We start from the raw sequence: 18,221 nt of genomic DNA, 5'->3' as shown, positions 1-18,221 counted from the left end.
GTGAATCATCGGTCTCATCAAGAACCTAGAGCGTGATTGCGATTCAAAGAAAAGCAATCACGCTCTAGTGGCGGCTCCATCTTCTTCGGAAGCGTGGGGCCGCCGTTTTCTCGTTCTCGCCTTGGGGCGCGCCGTCCGCTCAGCGGATGTGATCGCTCTGGTGCGTTTGGCGCCGCGGCAGCGTCATGAGAAGCTGGCGCCAGAAGTTGGACAGCGTCTCGTCGCTTTCTTCGCAATCCTTGAACTGCGCAACGCAATGATAGCGCCAGTCGTAGATTTCGAGCATGTGCCCGATCCGGCCCTGGCTTTCGATGCGCGACACCCAGATCTCTTCGATGTCGTCGAGCGACAGCGTGACGTTGCAGCACTTGGACGAGATCCGCATCAGCGTGCCGAAGCGTTTGACGCCGTCGACCTCGCCCCGGTGAACTTGCACCAGCCCGACATTGCCGACGCCGAACACCAGCGGCATGCGCACGTCGGTCAGCAGCGTGAACAGGTTGAATAGCACGTCCACCTCGACCTGCCAGGCGTGTCCGGCCCCCCAGGCCGGCAGCGAGGCGCGCCGGGCGAGGCCGTTGTCGCGCAGGATGCTGTCGAGATGAAACCCCGCGTCGCGATGTGCGCCGGCCGATTGCGCGATCGGCTTCGGCAGCCAGTCCTTGCTGGCCGGCAGGGGATATTCTGACTCGTCCTGCGCAAGATCGCCTGCGCCGTTCCAGCCGGAAGTCAGCTCTTCGAGCGCCAGATCGTCGGTGATGCTGGTCAAAAACGCCTCGTGTAGCATCACGCCGTCTTGGTCGAAGAAGTGAAGAGAATGGGGCTTGCGGCTTGCAGGAATGCGCTCGACCGCGAGCACCGTCCCGAACGAAGGAGCATGCATCCTGAGCGATGTGCGCGTCGAGCAAGCGGTAAGCGGATCGCCGGCGCGCGAAGGGGGAGCATAGCGCCCCACGCTCGTCATCGCCGCGCCGCTGTTTCTCGTGACCGAAACCACATGATCGAAGCCAGGCAACTCGGCGATCGCGCCAGGAGCGGAAACCGCAAGCATTCCGCCTGAGAAATAGGGATCGGTCAGAAACGCGTGCAGCTCGCTCGCTTTCGCCTGGGGGCAGTTGGCGCGTCGGCAGCTCGGTGCCATGAACTCCAATCCTTAAGCTTGCGCGACGTTTCAGCCGGCGGAGATTAGTACACGTCACGCAGATAGCGTTTGGTCTTGCGAAGGTTCGAGACGTAGTCGTTGGCTGCTTCTGGTGTGAAGCCGCCGTGCGTGGCGATCACGTCGCGTAGCGCATCCTCGACGTCCTTCGCCATCCGGCTCGCGTCTCCGCAGACGTAGAAGTACGCGCCCTCTTCGAGCCACGCGAACAGGTCGCGGCCGTTCTCCTTCATGCGCGTTTGTACGTAGATTTTTTCGTCCTGGTCGCGTGAGAACGCGAGGTCGAGACGCGTGAGCAGCCCATTGCTACCCATGGCGGTCAGTTCGTCCTCGTAGACGAAATCGTCTGCGCGGTGCTGGTCGCCGAAGAACAGCCAGTTGCGCCCCTTCGCGCCGGTTGCGCCGCGCTGTTCCAGGAATGCTCGGAACGGCGCGACCCCGGTTCCAGGGCCAACCATGATCATCGGCGCGTCGTTATCCGCGGGCGGCCGGAATGCCTTGTTCGGCGAGACGAAGATGCCGGCTTTGTCGCCTTCGCCGACACGATCGGCGAGGAAGGTCGAGCAGACGCCGCCGTGCTCGCGATCCTGCGATCGCCAGCGAACGCTTGCGATCGTGAGATGCACGCGGCCGGGATGTGCGAGCGGGCTCGAAGAAATCGAATAGGCGCGATGCTGCAGCGGCTTCAACAGAGAGACGAACTCGTCGGCTGAAAGCCGCACGGCGGGATTGACGTTCAGGACATCCAGGATGTCCTTGCTCCAGAGCCACGCGTCCATCGCTTCCTTGTCGCCGTGGCGGACCACATGCGTCAGCGCGTCGTCGCCCCCGCGCACTTCGATGGCGGATACCAGCTCGCGCGAAGGTGTCGAAATTTCGAGGCTCGAGGCCAGCATCTCGCCGAGAGACTGCGGATGACTGCCAACCGCCATCTCCGCCGAAAGCCCAAGCCTATCGAGCAGGGCCGAGACCAAGGCCGGATTATTGACGGGCATCACGCCGAGCGCATCGCCCGCTTCGTAGCTGAGCCCGCTGTCGCCGAGTTCGAACTCGTAGTGGCGAATGTCCTTGCCGGACTTCGGACCCGAAAGGCGCCGATTGACAGCCAGCACGGCGGGATACGGATTTTTCCGCGTCCATTCGGATTTCGCAGGCTTGGGCGCCGCATTGGTCGCAGCGGAAGGCGCGGCCGTGGTGCCCTCGGGCTTCGGAAACTGTGGAAGCGCCGCCCCGATCCAAGCGGAGGCCGTCTTCTCGAAATCGACGTCGCAATCGGCACGAGGTGCCACGCGGCGGGCGCCGAGCTGCTCGAGCCGCATATCGAACAGTTTTCCGGCCTGGCAGAACCCGTCGTAGGCGGTGTCGCCGAGCGCGAGCACCGAAAACGTGAGATTTTCGAGGCGAGGCGCCGTGTCGGCTGCGAGCGCATCCCAGAACAGTTGCGCGTTGTCCGGCATCTCGCCTTCGCCATAGGTCGAAGTTACGATGACGACGCGCTCGATCTCGGTCAGGCGCGCGATCTCGATCTGGTCGAGGCCGGAAACGATCGGATCGAAGCCGGCTTCGCGCGCCGCCTGCGCCATATCGTTGGCGACAGCCTCCGCGTTTCCGGTCTGCGTTCCGTAGAGAATGTGGAGTGGCGCGGTCGCCGCGCTTTGACCGGCAACTCCGACCGACGCTGTCCCGTTGCTCGCGGCGTCGAGAAGGCGCGACTTGAGCCCCGCGAGATAGCCCGCAAGCCAGGTTTTCTGATCGCCTGTGAAGGGCGCGTCGTCAGGAATGAAAGGGAGGTTCATGCGCGATGTGCTCAAGTGACGGCCGCGACGACGTCGGTGACGGCCGAGCGGGCAAACAGTTCCTCGTAGCTCGGCATGCGGCCGATGCTGGCGCGGTTCTTGGCGCTCTGGCGGATGATCCAGCCATAAGTGCCGGGACTATCCATGGACCGGATGTTGCGGAGGCTCAGCGCCGATTTGTAGTCGGTGAGCCGCTTGTCCGCGACCAGTACGGCGAGATCCGCATCCGAATAGTGCGATAGCGCCTGTCGCGCATAGCGCAGGATCTTCTGCATCAGCGTGAAGTCTTCGGTCAGCAGCAGTTTCCGCACCGCTGATTGCACCACAGGCGCGCGCGCGTCCATCGCACCCGGAACGCGCGTCAGTGCAACCTGCTGCGCCATGGCGAGCACGGTGTAGTGGTTGAGCAGCGTGAACGTGCGTTCGCTGTCCACCTCGCCGTGGGATGGCGTCTCGCCACCGAGCACCGGCTTGCCGTCACGATAGGCAAGCTTGAACTTGCGGATTTGATGTCCGGCGATCGCCGTCGCCAGCTCCTCGATAAGATCCTTGCGGGACTTGGCTTTGAGGATCGCGTCGCTGTCCTGGTATTGCAGCAGTGCGGTCGGCAGGCCGTAAGAGAAATTGCGCCGCTCGCTCTCCCAATTATCGAGGATCCAACGTGCTTTCTTCGAGCCGGTCTCTTCGACATGCCACTCGAGCAGGCGGCGCACCGCGACGGAATGAATGGCCGCGTCTTCGCCCTCTGCCGCGATCGAGAACAGCAGGATCGAGTCGAGGCTCGCTTTCTTGGGCAGGTCGCCGTACGGGTCGTACTGGTAGACGAACCCGCCGCTCATGCCGTTGCCGAAGCCCTTGCCGAAGGCGCCGAGGTTGAGCACCGCGCCGTTGGTCATGTATTCGCAGCAGAAGTCGCCGACGCCCTCGACGACGGCCGTCGCACCCGAGTTGCGAACCGCGAAGCGGTCGCCGGCCTGTCCTTCGATGAAACAGCGCCCGCCGGTCGCCCCGAACAGCGCGAAGTTTCCGATCAGCACGTTACCGCCGGCAGCTTCGCTGCCGCCGCCCGGCGAGCAGACTGCGATGGTGCCGCCACAGGCACCCTTGCCGACGCCGTCGTTGGAGGTTCCGATGTGGCGCATCACCATGCCGTCGTTGCAGAACGCGGCGTAAGATTGTCCCGCGCGGCCCGTCGTCGTCACGACGACGCTGCCCTCCTGCAGGAAGCGACGGCCCCGGTCGTCGGTGTTGACGCTCGGCAGGGCGGCGAGAACATCGGCCCGAAGCTCGTGATTGAGCATCCGCTCGATATCGACGGCAAGTTGCCCACCCACGCTCTTGTTGCAGTTGTTGAGCGTGCGCCTGTCGCCGAGCGAGACCGACATCTCGCGGCGTGTAACGAGAGCCTCGCGGACGAGATCGATGAAGCTGTCGTCGACCGCGTAGTCGGCTTCCATATAGACCGGGTTTTCGATCTCGACCTCCGGAACCACGGCCAGCATGGCGCGGAGATCGAGCTGGCCGACACTCGACGGGTGATCAAGCAGATGCAGGAGATCGGATCTCCCACGCGCTTCCCGCAGCGATTTGAGCCCCACCGACGCGAGGATCTCGCGCGTCTCGTGCGCGATGTTCATCAGATACTGCGCAAGCGCGCGTGGGTCGCCGTCGAACAGTTCCGAGTTTGTGGTGAGGCCGGCCGGGCATTTCACGTTGCAGTTCTTCGCCATCACGCACTTGAGCATCATCAGCGCGGTGGTGCCGAACTCGAAGCTGTCGCCGCCGAGCATGGCCGACTTGATGACGTCGCTCGCCGTTTGATGCGCGCCCGAGCAGCGCAACGTCACCTTCTGGCGCAGGCCATTGAGAGAGAGCGCCTGATGCACTTCCGCAATGCCGATCTCGGCCGAGCGGCCCGTGTACTTGAGGCTCGTCACCGCAGCCGCGCCCGTGCCGCCGGTGTTGCCGGCCACGTTGATGACGTCGGCGCCCGCCTTGGCCACGCCCACGGCGATGGTTCCGATCCCTTCGGACGACACCAGCTTGACGATCACGCGAACGCGAGCCGCCTTGCAGTCATGGATGAGCTGCGCGAGATCCTCGATCGAATAGGTGTCGTGATGCGGCGGCGGCGAGACGAGTTCCACGCCCGGCGTGCCGCCACGCGCTGCTGCGATCTCCACCGTCACCTTTTGTGCCGGTAGCTGGCCGCCTTCGCCGGGCTTGGCGCCCTGGCCGATCTTGATCTCGAGTTCTTCCAACATCGGGTCAGCAAGATAACCCGCCCAGACGCCGAAGCGGCCAGAGGCGAGTTGCTTGATGCGCGAGGCGCGGATCGTGCCATAGCGCGAAAGGTGCTCGCCGCCCTCGCCGGAATTGGAAAGGCCGCCGACCATGTTCGTGCCGTGCGCAACGGCTTCGTGGGCAGGTGCGTTGAGCGCTCCGTGGCTCATCGCGCCGGAGGCAAGCACACGGGTGATCTCGCTTGCCCTTTGCACCTCGGAAAGATCGATGCTGTCCGGTGCCGACCGAACCAGGGCCAGATAGTCTTTGGCTTCACCGCTCGTGCGCACGACGAGAACGCGGCCCGAGAGCCAGTGACCGGCGATGTCGTTCTTGAATCGGTCGATTAGCGATTGGCTGAGCGCCGAGAGCCGCCCCAGATCGTTCGAGAGAGGTCCCGTGAGACCGAGTTGGAATAGGTCGTCGCCGACGCGCTCACAGGTAAGGCCGCGCACCACGAAGCTGTTGTTGCCCCTGCGCGAGAAGCGTCCCAGCTCGCGGCGGAATTCGGCGGCCGTCGTCAGGAACGTCACGTCGGCGGGCAGTGCGAGCACATCGCGCAGCGCGGCCGGGCGGCGCGTCCGCTCCTCGGTGATCATGCGGCTGAAGGCGCGGTAGCCGGTCGTGATTTGGAAGCTATCGATCGCCTCGGGAGCAAGCGCGTCGAAGCTGGTGTGACGATAGGCAGCCTCGTCGAGACCGAATGCGTCTTCGAGGCGCGTCAACGGCAAGAGGCGCAGGGAGTCGGGATCGAAAACGGTCGACCGCGGGGTCTCGCCTTCGAATGCAATCGTCTCCTCGGTCATGTCGACGAAGCCGCGAACCGCCGCCGTTCCGAACGAATGTCCAGCGCCTTCCGCGCGCTCCTTGAAAAGGCCGAGCAGGGGGATGTCGTCTTCGCCTTTGACGAGGCTTGCTTTCGCATGCCAGTCGTGTGTCGCCTGCGCGATCACGCTGAAGGTGACGCCGCCCACGGGCGTCTTCATGTTCGGGAAATAGCGTTTCAGATCCGGATCGTTGGTATCGAGAAAGTTGGGTTCGAAGAACTCGCCGCCGATGTAGCTTTCTGCGGTGCAAAGCCCCACCTTGCCCATCGTCTTCATGAGCGACTTCTCGGCGGCCTTGGCGAAGCGCTTGAACGCCTTGTCGGCCTCCGCGCCGAACTTCTCTTCGGCCCGAAGTTGGACCGCGAGCGGATAGACGGCTGAAGCGCCGAATCCGAGCGCAACTGCGATGTGATGCGACGACGAGATCTGTCCGCTTTCTGCGATCAGCGAGATCCGGAGCCGCAGACCTTCCTCGATCAGCCGCTGGTTGACGGCCGAGACGGCGATGGCGAGCGGCAACGCGGCGCGGTCAGTGGCGATATGCCGGTCGGTCAGCACCGCGATGCCGCCGTGCGAGCGGGCAAACGCTTCGACGGCGTTGCACAGTTCGCCGATTGCCGATTGAAGCGCCTTTACCGAGGCCTCTGGGCTCGTTGCATCCGGCGTGTACAGCATCTCGAAGCGTCGGAACGGCGTCTTCTTCTGCTCGCGGATCTTGAGCATTTCGAGGTGGGTGAGGATCGGCGACGGCACCACGATCTGCGGCGCGGACGGTGCCCCGATGTTGGGTTTCGCGCCGAGCGCGACGCGCAGCGTCATGCTGTCGGCTTCACGCAGGGAATCGAGCGGCGGGTTCGTCACCTGCGCGAAGCGCTGCGAGAAATACTTGGCGACGCCGCCTTCCTGATCCGAAAGCGCGTTGATGGCATTGCCGTAGCCCATCGCCGAGATCTTCTCGGCTCCGGTCTGTAGCATCGGATCCATCAGGAACTTGAAGCTTTCCTGGTTCTGCGAATAGGCGACATAGCGCTGATGCGTTTTAAGGTCGCCGTTGTAGCGCAACGGAGATCCCTGTTGCTCGGCGGGGATGTCCGGCAGCTCACGGAGCAGAACGCGAGCATCCGCGAGTAACTTCGGATAGTTCCGGCGTGCCGCCAGCATTTCGAGCGCTTCGATGGTGCCGAACGCGCGCTTCTGCGTGTGGTCCCAATAGAGCATGCCGCCGGCTTCGATACGCCCGCGCCGCACGACGCTTTCGGGCGGAAATCCGATCTGGCCGCTTTCCGACATGACGCAAAGATACGCGTCGGTCTCGTCGACGCGCAGCGGCCTCAGCCCGAGGCGGTCGAGACGTGCGCCGATGATCTCGCCGTTGCCGAAAATGAGGGCTGCCGGTCCGTCGTTTTTCTCTTCGTAGAGCGAGAAATATTCGAGCATGGCCCGCACGTTCTCGGACAGCGTGTCGTCGTTCTCCCACGCGGGCGGCATCATCGAGACGACGGCCGTCACGAGATCGAGCCCATCGTCCATCAGGCGGCTCTGCAGCGTCTGGTCGAGACGGCAGCTGTCCGACTGGCCCTTCGGGCTGACGATGCAACTGTTCTTGGCGCGCGCGATGGCCGCTTCCGAAAGCCGGTTCTTCTTGTCGGTGTTGAGCTCGCCGTTGTGCGCCATCAGCCGGAACGGCTGAGCCATCGTCGGATGCGGATCTGTATTGGTCGAGAACCGCGTATGGAAAAACATCGTGTGGACCTCATGGTCCTCTGCCACGAGATCCTTGAAATAGGGGATCACCTCGTTCGAGTTCAGGCGGCCCTTCAGCACCTGCGTGCGCGCCGAGAGCGACAGCGGATAGAACCCGTCCAGCGCCCCGTCGGTATAGGCGACCGCCTCGACCGCGATCAGCGCGCGGTTGATCGCCCGATCGAATGCCTCGCGCGTCGCGGAAGTCTCGGGGGCCGCGAACACCCATTGCCGGATTGGAAGCTGATAGCGCACGGCGGCCGGGCGCAGTGCGCCGTTGTCGATCGGCACGTCGCGCTTCAGGAGGATGGCGAAGCCTTCGTTGAGAAGCGCCTGCTCGACGATGGCCTCGGCCCGCGCGTGCTGAGCGGCATCGTTGGGCATGAAGAAATTGCCGACTCCGAAACGGCCTGCTTCGAGATCGCCCCGGCCTGTCAGCTTCCGGAAAAACTTGAGCGAGAGATCGACCGAGACGCCGGCGCCGTCACCGACACCCTCGGACGACATGCCGCCGCGATGAGGAACCGCGCAGAGCGCCTCGTGGCCGCGCTTCAGCACGTCATGCGTCTGTACGCCGTCCTTGCGTGTGATGAAGCCGACGCCGCAGCTGCTCTTGTCGCTTGCGGGATCGTGGAGGGTCGGAATTTCGGCGGTATCGGTCAACAGCGTGCAGCCTGTTCAAAAGTGTTGCCGCGCTTGGAGCATGAGGTCCGGCCCTGCGCACAAAGCGCTGAACCCGAAAGTCACGCGGGCGAGCGAAAATCCCCTCTCGGAGAAAGCACCGATGAATGACACGGGGGACCAACTCTAAATTCTATACACAAAACGTATAGATTAAAGCAAGATGTGAAATGAGGCGGATTTGACGCGGCTGAGGGAAAGGCGCCGAAGCGGCTGTGCGCTCCAACACGAAGCGACCGAGATGAACCTTCTACGCCCCTTCGCGGCGCTTGGGCGGTCCGCTGCCGAATTCCGAGCGGACGATGTAAACACAGGCGCCCACAGCCAGAAGCGCCAGCGCGAACCACGTCACCACATAGACAAGGTGATTGTTGGAGAACTGCACGCGGGTAAGCCCGCCTTGCGGCCAGCCGCCGGTGTTGGGCGTGGCGTCGGCATCGATGAAGAACGGCGCGGTCGTCGGAAGCCCGCGAGCCTGGGCGATCTCGGTCGGGGCGCGGCGATACCAGCGATCGGCCGCGGGATCGTTTTTGCGCAGGATCCAGCTGCTATCTTCCGACATCCGCAAAAGCCCGGTTACGGTCGTGTCGCCCGCAATTTGCCCGGCCACACGGCTTGCCGGATCGCGCTTCTCGCTGGTCACGAAGCCGCGATTGACGAGCACGGCTGTGCCATCCGTGAGCGCAAGCGGCGTTAAAACCCAATAGCCAGGCCCGATTTCCGTCGAGGCGACGACGTGAGCTTCCTTGTCGTTGAGGAACCGGCCGAAAAGGGCGACGCGCGTGTATTCATCGTCGGCGGCATCGATGTGCGGCCAGTGTTCCGGGCCGGGGAGAGGCACGGGCGTCGCCGAGACGCGGGCGTCGACCCGCGCGATTAGGTCAGCCTTCCAGAAAAGCCGCTGCACCTGCCAGACGCCGAGGGCGGTAAAAACCGCTGCGACCGCGGCCAGCAGCCCCAGGATCGCAAGGCGCGCCGGAAGCGAGCGCCGCGGCGCCTCGCTTCCTCTCTCGTGATCGGCGTCTGACATAGGCGGATAACTCCGCGATGCAACGCGGTCCGCAGGAAGACTACGGCGCGTGGCGCATGTGTTCCGGAGACATCGGCATCATGTGGGTGTTGAGGTGGTGCATGACCCACATCGAGCCGATCAGGGCAATGAGCACGATGACGACGGTGAAGATCAGCGCCATCATGTTCCAGCCGCCTTCCGACGAGCTGTTCATGTGCAGGAAATAGTACATGTGGACGAAGATCTGCACCACGCCGAGTTCGAGAATGAGGATGGCCGTAACCAGCGAGTTGTCGAACACGTTCGCCATCACCAGCCAGAACGGGATGACGGTCAGAACGACGGAAAGCAGAAATCCGATCACGTAGCTGCGCAGCGATCCATGCGCGGCGCCGTCATGGCCGTCTGCCCCGTGCTCGGAAGCGTGAGACGCGTTTGGAGCAGAGCTCATGGCAGAACACCCATCAGATAGACGAAGGAAAACACACCGATCCAGATCACGTCGAGGAAGTGCCAGAACATGCTGAGGCACATCAGGCGACGCCGGTTTTCGGGGATCAGGCCGCGCTGCCAGACTTGCACCGCGAGAACGATCATCCAGAGAAGGCCGATCGTGACGTGCAGGCCGTGCGTGCCGACGAGCGTGAAGAACGACGAGAGGAAGGCGCTCCGCTGGGGCGTCGCACCCTCGTGGAACATATGCGAAAATTCGTAAAGCTCGAGGCCGAGGAACGCGGCGCCGAACAGGAACGTCACGCCAAGCCAGGCGAGCGTCTGCGGCAGCCTGTTCTTCGCCATTTCCAACATCGCGAAGCCGTACGTGATCGACGAGAACAGCAGCATGAAGGTCGAGACGAGAATGAGCCTGAGATCGAACAGGTCGGCCGGCGAGGGGCCTGCCGCGTAGTTCCGCCCCAGCACCGCGTGCGTCGCGAACAGGCACGCGAAGATGAGGCAGTCGCTCATCAGGTAGATCCAGAACCCGAGCATGGTACCGCCGTCGGAGGCGTGTCCATGATCTCCGTGGTGATCGTCCTCGATCACGTGGAACGAGATTTCGCCGGCGTCGGCCGCGGCTTTCAAAGTGTTGTGTGCCATGTCAGACCACCTGCCCCGCGAGCAACTTGGTTCGCGCGCTCTCCGCCTCCGTCACGGTATCGGCCGGGATGTAGTAGTCGCGGTTGTAGTCGAACGTGTGCCAGATGCTGACGCCCAGCGTCGCCACGAACGAGACGACAGCCAGCCACCAGATGTGCCAGATCAGTGCGAACGCCAGCACGATGCTGAGCCCGGCGAGGATAACGCCCGTCCCCGTGTTCTTCGGCATGTGGATCGGCTTGAACCCGGAAAGCGGACGCTTGTAGCCGCGCGATTTCATATCCCACCACGCATCGAGCTCATGCACGACGGGCGTGAACGCGAAATTGTAGTCGGGCGGCGGCGACGAGGTCGACCATTCGAGCGTACGCCCGTTCCAGGGGTCGCCCGTCGTGTCGCGAAGCTTCTCGCGGTCCCGGAAGCTCACGTAAAGCTGCATGACGAACGCCAGGATACCGCCGAGGATGAACAGCGATCCGATGGCGGCCACGATGAAGTACCAGTGCAGCGAAGTATCCTCGAACTGGCTCAAGCGCCGCGTCACGCCCATCAGGCCGAGCGCGTAAAGCGGCATGAAAGCCAGATAGAAGCCGATGAACCAGCCCCAGAACGACACCTTGCCCCAGAACGGATCGAGCTTGAAGCCGAACGCCTTGGGGAACCAGTAGACGATGCCGGCGAACATGCCGAACACCACGCCACCGATGATGACGTTGTGGAAGTGCGCGATCAGGAACAGGCTGTTGTGCAGCACGAAGTCGGCCGGCGGCACCGCCAGCAGCACGCCCGTCATGCCGCCGATCACGAACGTGATCATGAAGCCGATGGTCCACAGCATCGGCACTTCGAACCGGATGCGTCCGCGATACATCGTGAACAGCCAGTTGAAGAGCTTGGCACCTGTCGGGATCGAGATGATCATCGTCGTGATGCCGAAGAACGAGTTGACGCTCGCGCCTGCGCCCATCGTGAAGAAGTGGTGCAGCCAGACGATGTAGGAGAGAATGGTGATGACCAGCGTCGCGTAGACCATCGACGTGTAGCCGAAGAGCCGCTTTCCGCTGAACGTCGAGACGACTTCCGAGAAAATGCCGAAAGCCGGCAGCACCAGCACGTAGACCTCAGGGTGTCCCCAGATCCAGATCAGGTTCACGTACATCATCGGGTTGCCGCCGAGATCGTTCGTGAAGAAGTTGGTGCCGACATAGCGATCGAGCGAAAGCAGGGCGAGCGTCGCGGTCAGCACCGGGAAGATCGCCACGATCAGGATGTTGGTGCAGAGCGCAGTCCAGACGAACACCGGCATCTTCATCAGCGTCATGCCCGGCGCGCGCATCTTGACGATGGTCACGACGAGGTTGATGCCGGAGAGCAGCGTTCCGACGCCGGCCACCTGTAGCGCCCATATATAGTAGTCGACACCCACCCCAGGACTGTAGTCGACCCCCGACAGTGGCGGATAGGCGAGCCAGCCGGTCTGCGCGAACTCACCGACGAACAGCGAGATCATGACCAGGATGGCGCCGGCCGTCGTCATCCAGAAGCTGAAATTGTTGAGGAACGGGAACGCGACGTCGCGCGCGCCGATCTGCAACGGCACGATGAGGTTGATCAGTCCCGTCACCAGCGGCATCGCGACGAAGAAGATCATGATGACGCCGTGCGCCGTGAAGATCTGATCGTAGTGGTGGGAGTTGAGGTAGCCCTCGCCGCCGCCCGATGCCATCGCCTGCTGCAGGCGCATCATCAGCGCGTCCGCGAAGCCGCGCAGCAGCATCACGATCGCGAGCACGATGTACATGATGCCGATCTTCTTGTGATCGATGCTGGTGAACCACTCGCGCCACAGGTAGCCCCAGAGCTTGTAGTAGGTGATCGCGCCGACGAGGGCGCCACCGCCGAGCAGCACGACGAGGAAGGTCGCGACCAGAATGGGCTCGTGGAAAGGAAAAGATTCGAGCGTCAATCGGCCAAAGATGAGGGTCGTGAGGTCCATGTCGTCGGACATCCCTGTACGGTTCGGTTCAAGGCGGGAGCGAATTTCCGCTCCGTTCGGTGGTGGCAGTTAGTGGTGCCGATTAGTGGTGATGATGTCCCGCCGGTTTTTCGATCTCGACGTTGCCGTCCGGGGTATCGGTCTTGTCGGAATGGGTCTCGCCTTCCTTGTGGCCCGCGGCAGGCGGTTCACCGGCGCGCCGGCTGTCATATTCGAGGCGCTCGCGATTGTGATGGCTCTCGACGCCCGCGCCGCCCTTCATGTCGATGTGCATCATCTCGCTCATGCACATCTTCGCGGGGTCGGCGCACATGTTGAGGATGGCGGTATAGAGCGCCGGATCGACCTTGCCGAAGTAGCGCGCGTCCTCTTTCACCGAAGGCTTCTCGATTTCGAGATATTCCGGTCGCCCGAGGTTCGCCCCAGTCGCACGAGCCTTCTCGACCCAGGCATTGAAGCCATCCTGGCTCTGCCCGAGGAAGTTGAAATACATGTGCGAGAAGCCGGCGCCGCTGTAGTTGGCGGAGAAGCCTTTGTAGACGCCTTCCTTGTTGATCACGGCGTGAAGCTTCGTCTCCATGCCTGTCATTGCGTACATCTGGCCCGCGAGAGCCGGGATGTAGAACGAGTTCATCATCGAGGACGACGTGATCTTGAAGTTGATCGGAACGTCGATGGGAGCCGCAAGCTCGTTGATGGTCGCGATCCCGTAGTCCGGGTAGATGAAGAGCCACTTCCAGTCGAGTGCCACCACTTCCACCGTGAGCGGCTTGGTGCCGGCCGGGATCGGCCGGCTTGCGTCGAGGCGATCAAGCGGCCGGTAGGGATCGAGCTTGTGCGTCGAGATCCAGGTGATGGTGCCGAGCGCGATGATGATGGCGAGTGGGGCCGACCAGATGATGATCTCGAGCCGGGCCGAGTGGTCCCAGTCGGGCGCGTAGTCGGCATCCTTGTTCGACGACCGGTACTTCCAGGCGAAGAACAGGGTCAGCGCCATGACCGGAACGATGATGAGCAGCATCAAAATCGTGGAGATGACGATCAGGTCGCGCTGCTGAACCGCGATGTCGCCGGACGGTTGCATGACAACCCAATCGCAGCCGCCCAGCAGGGGGGCGAGCAGGAGGGTCAGGCATACAACGAATAGGCTTCTTTTTCCGGTCACGTCTCTCGCCCGCATGCTGCCCGCTGAATGGATTTGATGAGACGCTAAGAACATCAGGTGCGTCCCGGACATAATGTGATTTTTCGTCACGCGACGAAGGCGGAGGGGATCACCGCAGTCACACATTCGATTTTGGTCACTGATGGTGTAGGAATAGATGCAGTCGACATCCTTTAATTGTCGACAACGTGCGTCAAGGTGGCTGATATCAGCTCGAGGCGCCAAGAGGGAGACACGGCAGAATGACCGGCAGCGCAAGACGACTGGACGACGCGGCGACCGATCTCGGTCCGCACGATCCGGAAACCGCGGCAAGCAGGATTGCGGGCGCGGTCGTGATTGGCCGGACGACCGAGTTCTTCGACTTCTTCGTCTACGGCATCGCGTCGGTCCTGGTGTTTCCCAAGATTTTCTTTGCGGCGCCCGACCATCTGACCGCGATGCTCTATTCGTTTGCCATCTTCTCGCTGGCCTTCGTGGCGCGGCCGATCGGCACGTTCATCTTCATGGCGATCGATCGCCATTACGGCCCGACCGTCAAGCTTACGGCAGCGCTCTTCTTGCTGTGCGGCTCGACGATGGCGATCAGCTTCCTGCCGGGCTACGCCGATATCGGCATTCTGGCGCCGGTGCTGCTCGCGCTGTTTCGCATCGGCCAGGGCCTTGGCCTCGGCGGCGCGTGGGATGGGCTGCCGTCTCTGCTTGCGCTCAACGCGCCGCCCCATCGCCGCGGCTGGTATTCGATGATCCCGCAACTCGGCGCCACCGTCGGCTTCATGCTCGCGAGCGCGCTTTTCATCGTGTTCACCGGCTGGCTGAGCCCCGAGGACTTCCTGGCCTGGGGCTGGCGTTTCCCGTTCTTCGTCGCGCTCGCACTCAATGTCGTGGCGCTGTTCGCCCGCCTCCGGCTGATCGTCACGCCGGAGTTCGCGGCCCTGTTCCAGCAGAAGGAGCTGCAGCCCCAGCCCGCGCTCGCGACGCTACGCGCCCACGGCCGGGAGGTGCTGATCGGCGCCTTCATCCCGCTCGCGAGCTACGCGATGTTCCACATCGTGACGATCTTCCCGCTGAGCTGGGTGACGCTCAATACGACAGAGAATATCTCGGAATTTCTGACGGTTGAGTTCATCGGTGCCATCATCGGCGGGCTCTCGATCATGCTGTCGGGTATCCTTGCGGATCGCATTGGCCGCCGCAAGCTGCTGGTCATAGGCGCGATTGCGATCGCCATCTTCAGCTTCTTCACCGAACCGCTGCTGACCGCCGGCACCGCCGGTCACTACACCTTCGTGCTGCTCGGCTTTGCGCTGCTTGGCCTGTCGCTCGGCCAGGCCCGTGGCGCGCTCGCCTCGCGCTTCAGCCCGACCTACCGTTACACGGGTGCGGCGATGACATCCGACATCGCCTGGCTCATCGGCGCTGGCTTTGCTCCGATCGTGGCGCTGGGGTTATCGACCCGCTTCGATCTCTCGTTCGCGGGCTATTACTTGCTCTCGGGTGCGGTCTGCACGCTGCTGGCTCTGGCCGTGGTCTACAAGACCGACGCGCCCGAGACGGTGGTGCCCGCCAGGGCCTGAAGGGTCGCCAAAAGGGCCGCGGCTGGCGCTGCGACCCTCCGCTCCTGACGCGGATCAGCCATGCATTTTGCGTAAAGCTAAGCGCCGGAGGCATGCCGTCAGCGCAGAAATACGCGCGTCGCGTCCGGTCTGCTTTTTCAGCATGACTGCCATAACCTACGCGTACATTGCGGAAAATTCCGATCTCGCACATGCACAATGAAAATCCGGATTAACCCGGCTGATCGTTGGATGCGGACGCGATGAACAAACCTGAGTTTCTGGGCAAGAAGTCGAAGGCTGCGGGCGGCTGGGGCGCGCTCAAGAGTTGCGGCAAGAAGCTTCTGGCCAGCGGGTCGCCGTTGACCGGCGCGGCCGCGATGCTCAAGGCCAACCAGCCTGACGGGTTCGATTGCCCGGGCTGCGCCTGGGGCGATCCGGAGCATGGCTCGTCGTTCGAATTCTGCGAAAACGGCGTGAAGGCCGTCGCCTGGGAAGCCACCGACAAGCGCGCCCGCCCCGATTTCTTCTCCCGCCATACGGTCAGCGAGCTGCGCAACTGGTCCGATTACGACCTCGAGCGCGAGGGCCGTCTGACCCACCCGATGCGCTATGACGCCGAGAGCGACACCTATCGCGCGACCACCTGGGACGAGGCCTTTGCCGAGATCGGCGCGGTCCTAAACAGCCTCGACAGCCCCAACCGCGCCGAGTTCTACACCTCCGGCCGCGCGTCGAACGAAGCCGCCTACGTCTATCAGCTGTTCGTGCGCCTCTACGGCACCAACAATTTCCCCGATTGCTCCAACATGTGCCACGAGGCGAGCGGCGTCGCGCTCGATCAGGCCATCGGCATCGGTAAGGGCACGGTCGTGCTCGAGGACTTCGAGAAAGCCGACGCGATTTTCGTGATCGGCCAGAACCCCGGCACCAACCATCCACGCATGCTGGGAGACCTCCGCCGGGCCGCCATGCGCGGTGCGCGCGTGGCCGTGTTCAATCCCGTGCGCGAGAAGGGCCTCGAACGGTTCGCCGACCCGCAAGACAAGCTCGAGATGCTGACCGGCGGCAGCACGGCGATTGCCAGCGAATACTATCAGGTGCGCCTTGGCGGCGACATGGCGGCCGTGCGCGGCATGGCGAAAGCCGTCTTCGCAGCCGACGACGCAGCCATCGCCGCCGGTGAGCCCTCCGTTCTCGATCGCAACTTCCTGGAGCAGCACACCTCCGGTTTCGAGCTCTATCGCGCCAGCGTCAACGCCACGAGCTGGGACGATATCGTCGACCAGTCCGGTTTGAGCCGCGCCGAGCTTGAAGGCCTCGCCGAGATCTACATCAAGTCCGAGCGCTCGATTTGCACCTGGGCCATGGGCGTGACCCAACACCGCCACTCGGTGGCGACCATCCGCGAAATCTCGAACTTCATGTTCCTGCGCGGTAACGTGGGCCGTCCCGGCACCGGTCTTTGCCCGGTTCGCGGCCACTCCAACGTCCAGGGCGATCGCACTGTCGGCATCAACGAGAAGCCGTCCAACGCGTTCCTTGACTCCCTCGAAAAGGAATTCGGCGTCCGCATGCCGCGCCGCCACGGCCACAACGTGTTGGCCGCCATCGGCGCCATGATCGACGGCTCGTCGCAGGCTTTCATCGGGCTCGGCGGCAACTTCGCGCGCGCCACGCCCGACAGTCCGCTGATCGCCAAGGCGCTGAAGAACCAGAAGCTGACCGTCAACATCGCGACCAAGCTCAATCACTCGCACCTGCTGCCGGGTGAGGTGAGCTACGTGCTGCCTTGCCTCGGCCGCACCGAGATCGATCGCAACGCCAAGGGCGTGGCGCAGATCGTGACCGTCGAGGATTCGATGAGCATGGTGCACGGCTCCGGCGGCATCAACAAACCCGCTTCGCCTGAGCTGCGCTCCGAAGTCGCCATCATCTGCGGTATCGCTGCCGCGACCGTTGGCTCCGAGGTCGTGGATTGGGCGGCGCTCTCGCAGAACTATGATCTCGTTCGCGATCTGATCGCCCGCACCATTCCGGGCTTCCACGGCTACAACGAGAAGGTCCGCAGGCCGCGCGGCTTCCGCCTGTACAACGCCGTCGAGCACCGCGTCTGGAACACGCGCAGCCACAAGGCCACGTTCTCGACCGATCGCCTTCCGACCGAAACCGAGCACCAGAAGGCGCTCGGCGAAGACGGCCTGTTCGTGCTGCAGACCTTCCGTTCTCACGATCAGTACAACACGACCGTCTACGGCCTCGACGATCGCTATCGCGGCATTTACGGCGAGCGTCAGGTCGTGTTCGTCAACCCCTCCGATCTCGCCGAAATCGGCGCCGTATCCGGTGATCGCGTCAACATCGTCGGCCGCCATGATGACGGCATCGCGCGCGTGGCCGAAAATTTCCGCGTCGTGGCCTACGATCTCCCGCGCGGGTCGGTCGCCGGTTACTACCCGGAGCTGAACGTTCTCGTGCCGCTCTCCACCGCGGGCGAGGAAAGCGATACGCCGACCTCGAAGTCTGTGCTGGTGTCGTTCGAGCTTGCGCAGCAAGCGCAGGCGGCATGAGTGCAGCAGCTGCCAGCGATGTCTCCGAAGAGCAGTTTTTGGCGAGCGTCGCCGAAGTCTGCGCGGTCGAACCTTTGGTCTCTCAGATCGGCGCCGCAATTCTGGTGGCGATCGATCTCGGCATCGCGCACGACAGCCGAACGTTCTCGCGGATTTTTGGCGTAGCGCATGCGTTGGTGCTGCGTGAGATTACCGAGCTATCCACCGGCGACGGCGCAGTCCTGAAGACAATGAGCCGCAACGATCGCACGCAGCGCACCGAACTCGCGCTGACCGACAGCGCGCGGCAGCTGTTGGGCCGCGCACGCAAGCCCACGACGTCCCAAGCCTAACCC

General features: G+C 63.2%; 11 protein-coding genes. 3 read left to right on the top strand and 8 right to left on the bottom strand.

Annotated features, from left to right (window positions below; genetic code table 11):
- Positions 1 to 139: 139 nt before the first annotated feature.
- The 8 genes from RCO24_RS05240 to cyoA form a co-directional block, all read right to left on the bottom strand.
- A complete protein-coding gene (locus RCO24_RS05240) occupies positions 140 to 1,141 on the bottom strand; it encodes a ChuX/HutX family heme-like substrate-binding protein (RefSeq protein ID WP_308960388.1) in 1,002 nt (333 codons plus the stop codon).
- Positions 1,142 to 1,185: 44 nt separating this feature from the next.
- Positions 1,186 to 2,955, bottom strand: a complete 1,770-nt coding sequence (locus RCO24_RS05235) for a sulfite reductase subunit alpha (RefSeq protein WP_308960387.1) — start codon at positions 2,953 to 2,955, stop codon at positions 1,186 to 1,188.
- An 11-nt stretch (positions 2,956 to 2,966) separates the two neighbouring features.
- Positions 2,967 to 8,471, bottom strand: a complete 5,505-nt coding sequence (locus tag RCO24_RS05230; protein ID WP_308960385.1) for a glutamate synthase-related protein — start codon at positions 8,469 to 8,471, stop codon at positions 2,967 to 2,969.
- 268 nt (positions 8,472 to 8,739) lie between these two features.
- On the bottom strand, positions 8,740 to 9,519 hold the full coding sequence (locus RCO24_RS05225; protein ID WP_308960384.1) for an SURF1 family protein: 780 nt from the start codon (positions 9,517 to 9,519) through the stop codon (positions 8,740 to 8,742).
- 40 nt (positions 9,520 to 9,559) lie between these two features.
- On the bottom strand, positions 9,560 to 9,952 hold the full coding sequence (gene cyoD / locus RCO24_RS05220; protein WP_308960383.1) for a cytochrome o ubiquinol oxidase subunit IV: 393 nt from the start codon (positions 9,950 to 9,952) through the stop codon (positions 9,560 to 9,562).
- Positions 9,949 to 10,599: a cytochrome o ubiquinol oxidase subunit III gene (cyoC, locus tag RCO24_RS05215; protein ID WP_308960382.1), complete on the bottom strand. Its 651-nt coding sequence runs from the start codon at positions 10,597 to 10,599 to the stop codon at positions 9,949 to 9,951. The genes cyoD and cyoC overlap by 4 nt, the downstream gene beginning before the upstream one ends.
- A 1-nt stretch (position 10,600) precedes the next feature.
- Positions 10,601 to 12,607, bottom strand: coding sequence for a cytochrome o ubiquinol oxidase subunit I (gene cyoB, locus RCO24_RS05210; protein WP_308960381.1), 2,007 nt, complete (start codon positions 12,605 to 12,607; stop codon positions 10,601 to 10,603).
- A 70-nt stretch (positions 12,608 to 12,677) separates the two neighbouring features.
- The gene (gene cyoA, locus RCO24_RS05205) at positions 12,678 to 13,775 is read right to left on the bottom strand and encodes a ubiquinol oxidase subunit II (protein WP_308960379.1); all 1,098 of its coding nucleotides are present in this window, start codon (positions 13,773 to 13,775) and stop codon (positions 12,678 to 12,680) included.
- Positions 13,776 to 14,002: 227 nt separating this feature from the next.
- Here cyoA and RCO24_RS05200 point away from each other — a divergent pair, with 227 nt between their 5' ends.
- The 3 genes from RCO24_RS05200 (at position 14,003) to RCO24_RS05190 (ending at position 18,218) form a co-directional block, all read left to right on the top strand.
- Entirely contained in the window at positions 14,003 to 15,337 is a 1,335-nt protein-coding gene (locus RCO24_RS05200) for an MFS transporter (protein ID WP_308960377.1), read from the top strand.
- Positions 15,338 to 15,579: 242 nt separating this feature from the next.
- Positions 15,580 to 17,886 (top strand): FdhF/YdeP family oxidoreductase, encoded by a 2,307-nt coding sequence (locus tag RCO24_RS05195; RefSeq protein WP_308960376.1) that lies wholly within the window; start codon positions 15,580 to 15,582, stop codon positions 17,884 to 17,886.
- On the top strand, positions 17,883 to 18,218 hold the full coding sequence (locus RCO24_RS05190) for a hypothetical protein (RefSeq protein ID WP_308960374.1): 336 nt from the start codon (positions 17,883 to 17,885) through the stop codon (positions 18,216 to 18,218). The genes RCO24_RS05195 and RCO24_RS05190 overlap by 4 nt, the downstream gene beginning before the upstream one ends.
- Positions 18,219 to 18,221: the final 3 nt, after the last annotated feature.

This window comes from Hyphomicrobium sp. LHD-15 (assembly GCF_031157355.1).
Taxonomy (GTDB): Bacteria; Pseudomonadota; Alphaproteobacteria; order Rhizobiales; family Hyphomicrobiaceae; genus Hyphomicrobium_C.
This window is presented reverse-complemented; position numbering and strand designations above follow the sequence as displayed.

Excerpts from the sequence above, each read along its gene's own strand:
- RCO24_RS05240 (WP_308960388.1), bottom strand. The coding sequence starts at position 1,141 with ATGGCACCGAGCTGCCGACGCGCCAACTGCCCCCAGGCGAAAGCGAGC.
- RCO24_RS05235 (WP_308960387.1), bottom strand. The coding sequence starts at position 2,955 with ATGAACCTCCCTTTCATTCCTGACGACGCGCCCTTCACAGGCGATCAG.
- RCO24_RS05225 (WP_308960384.1), bottom strand. The coding sequence starts at position 9,519 with ATGTCAGACGCCGATCACGAGAGAGGAAGCGAGGCGCCGCGGCGCTCG.
- cyoD (WP_308960383.1), bottom strand. The coding sequence starts at position 9,952 with ATGAGCTCTGCTCCAAACGCGTCTCACGCTTCCGAGCACGGGGCAGAC.
- cyoC (WP_308960382.1), bottom strand. The coding sequence starts at position 10,599 with ATGGCACACAACACTTTGAAAGCCGCGGCCGACGCCGGCGAAATCTCG.
- cyoB (WP_308960381.1), bottom strand. The coding sequence starts at position 12,607 with ATGTCCGACGACATGGACCTCACGACCCTCATCTTTGGCCGATTGACG.
- cyoA (WP_308960379.1), bottom strand. The coding sequence starts at position 13,775 with ATGCGGGCGAGAGACGTGACCGGAAAAAGAAGCCTATTCGTTGTATGC.
- RCO24_RS05200 (WP_308960377.1), top strand. The coding sequence starts at position 14,003 with ATGACCGGCAGCGCAAGACGACTGGACGACGCGGCGACCGATCTCGGT.
- RCO24_RS05195 (WP_308960376.1), top strand. The coding sequence starts at position 15,580 with ATGAACAAACCTGAGTTTCTGGGCAAGAAGTCGAAGGCTGCGGGCGGC.
- RCO24_RS05190 (WP_308960374.1), top strand. The coding sequence starts at position 17,883 with ATGAGTGCAGCAGCTGCCAGCGATGTCTCCGAAGAGCAGTTTTTGGCG.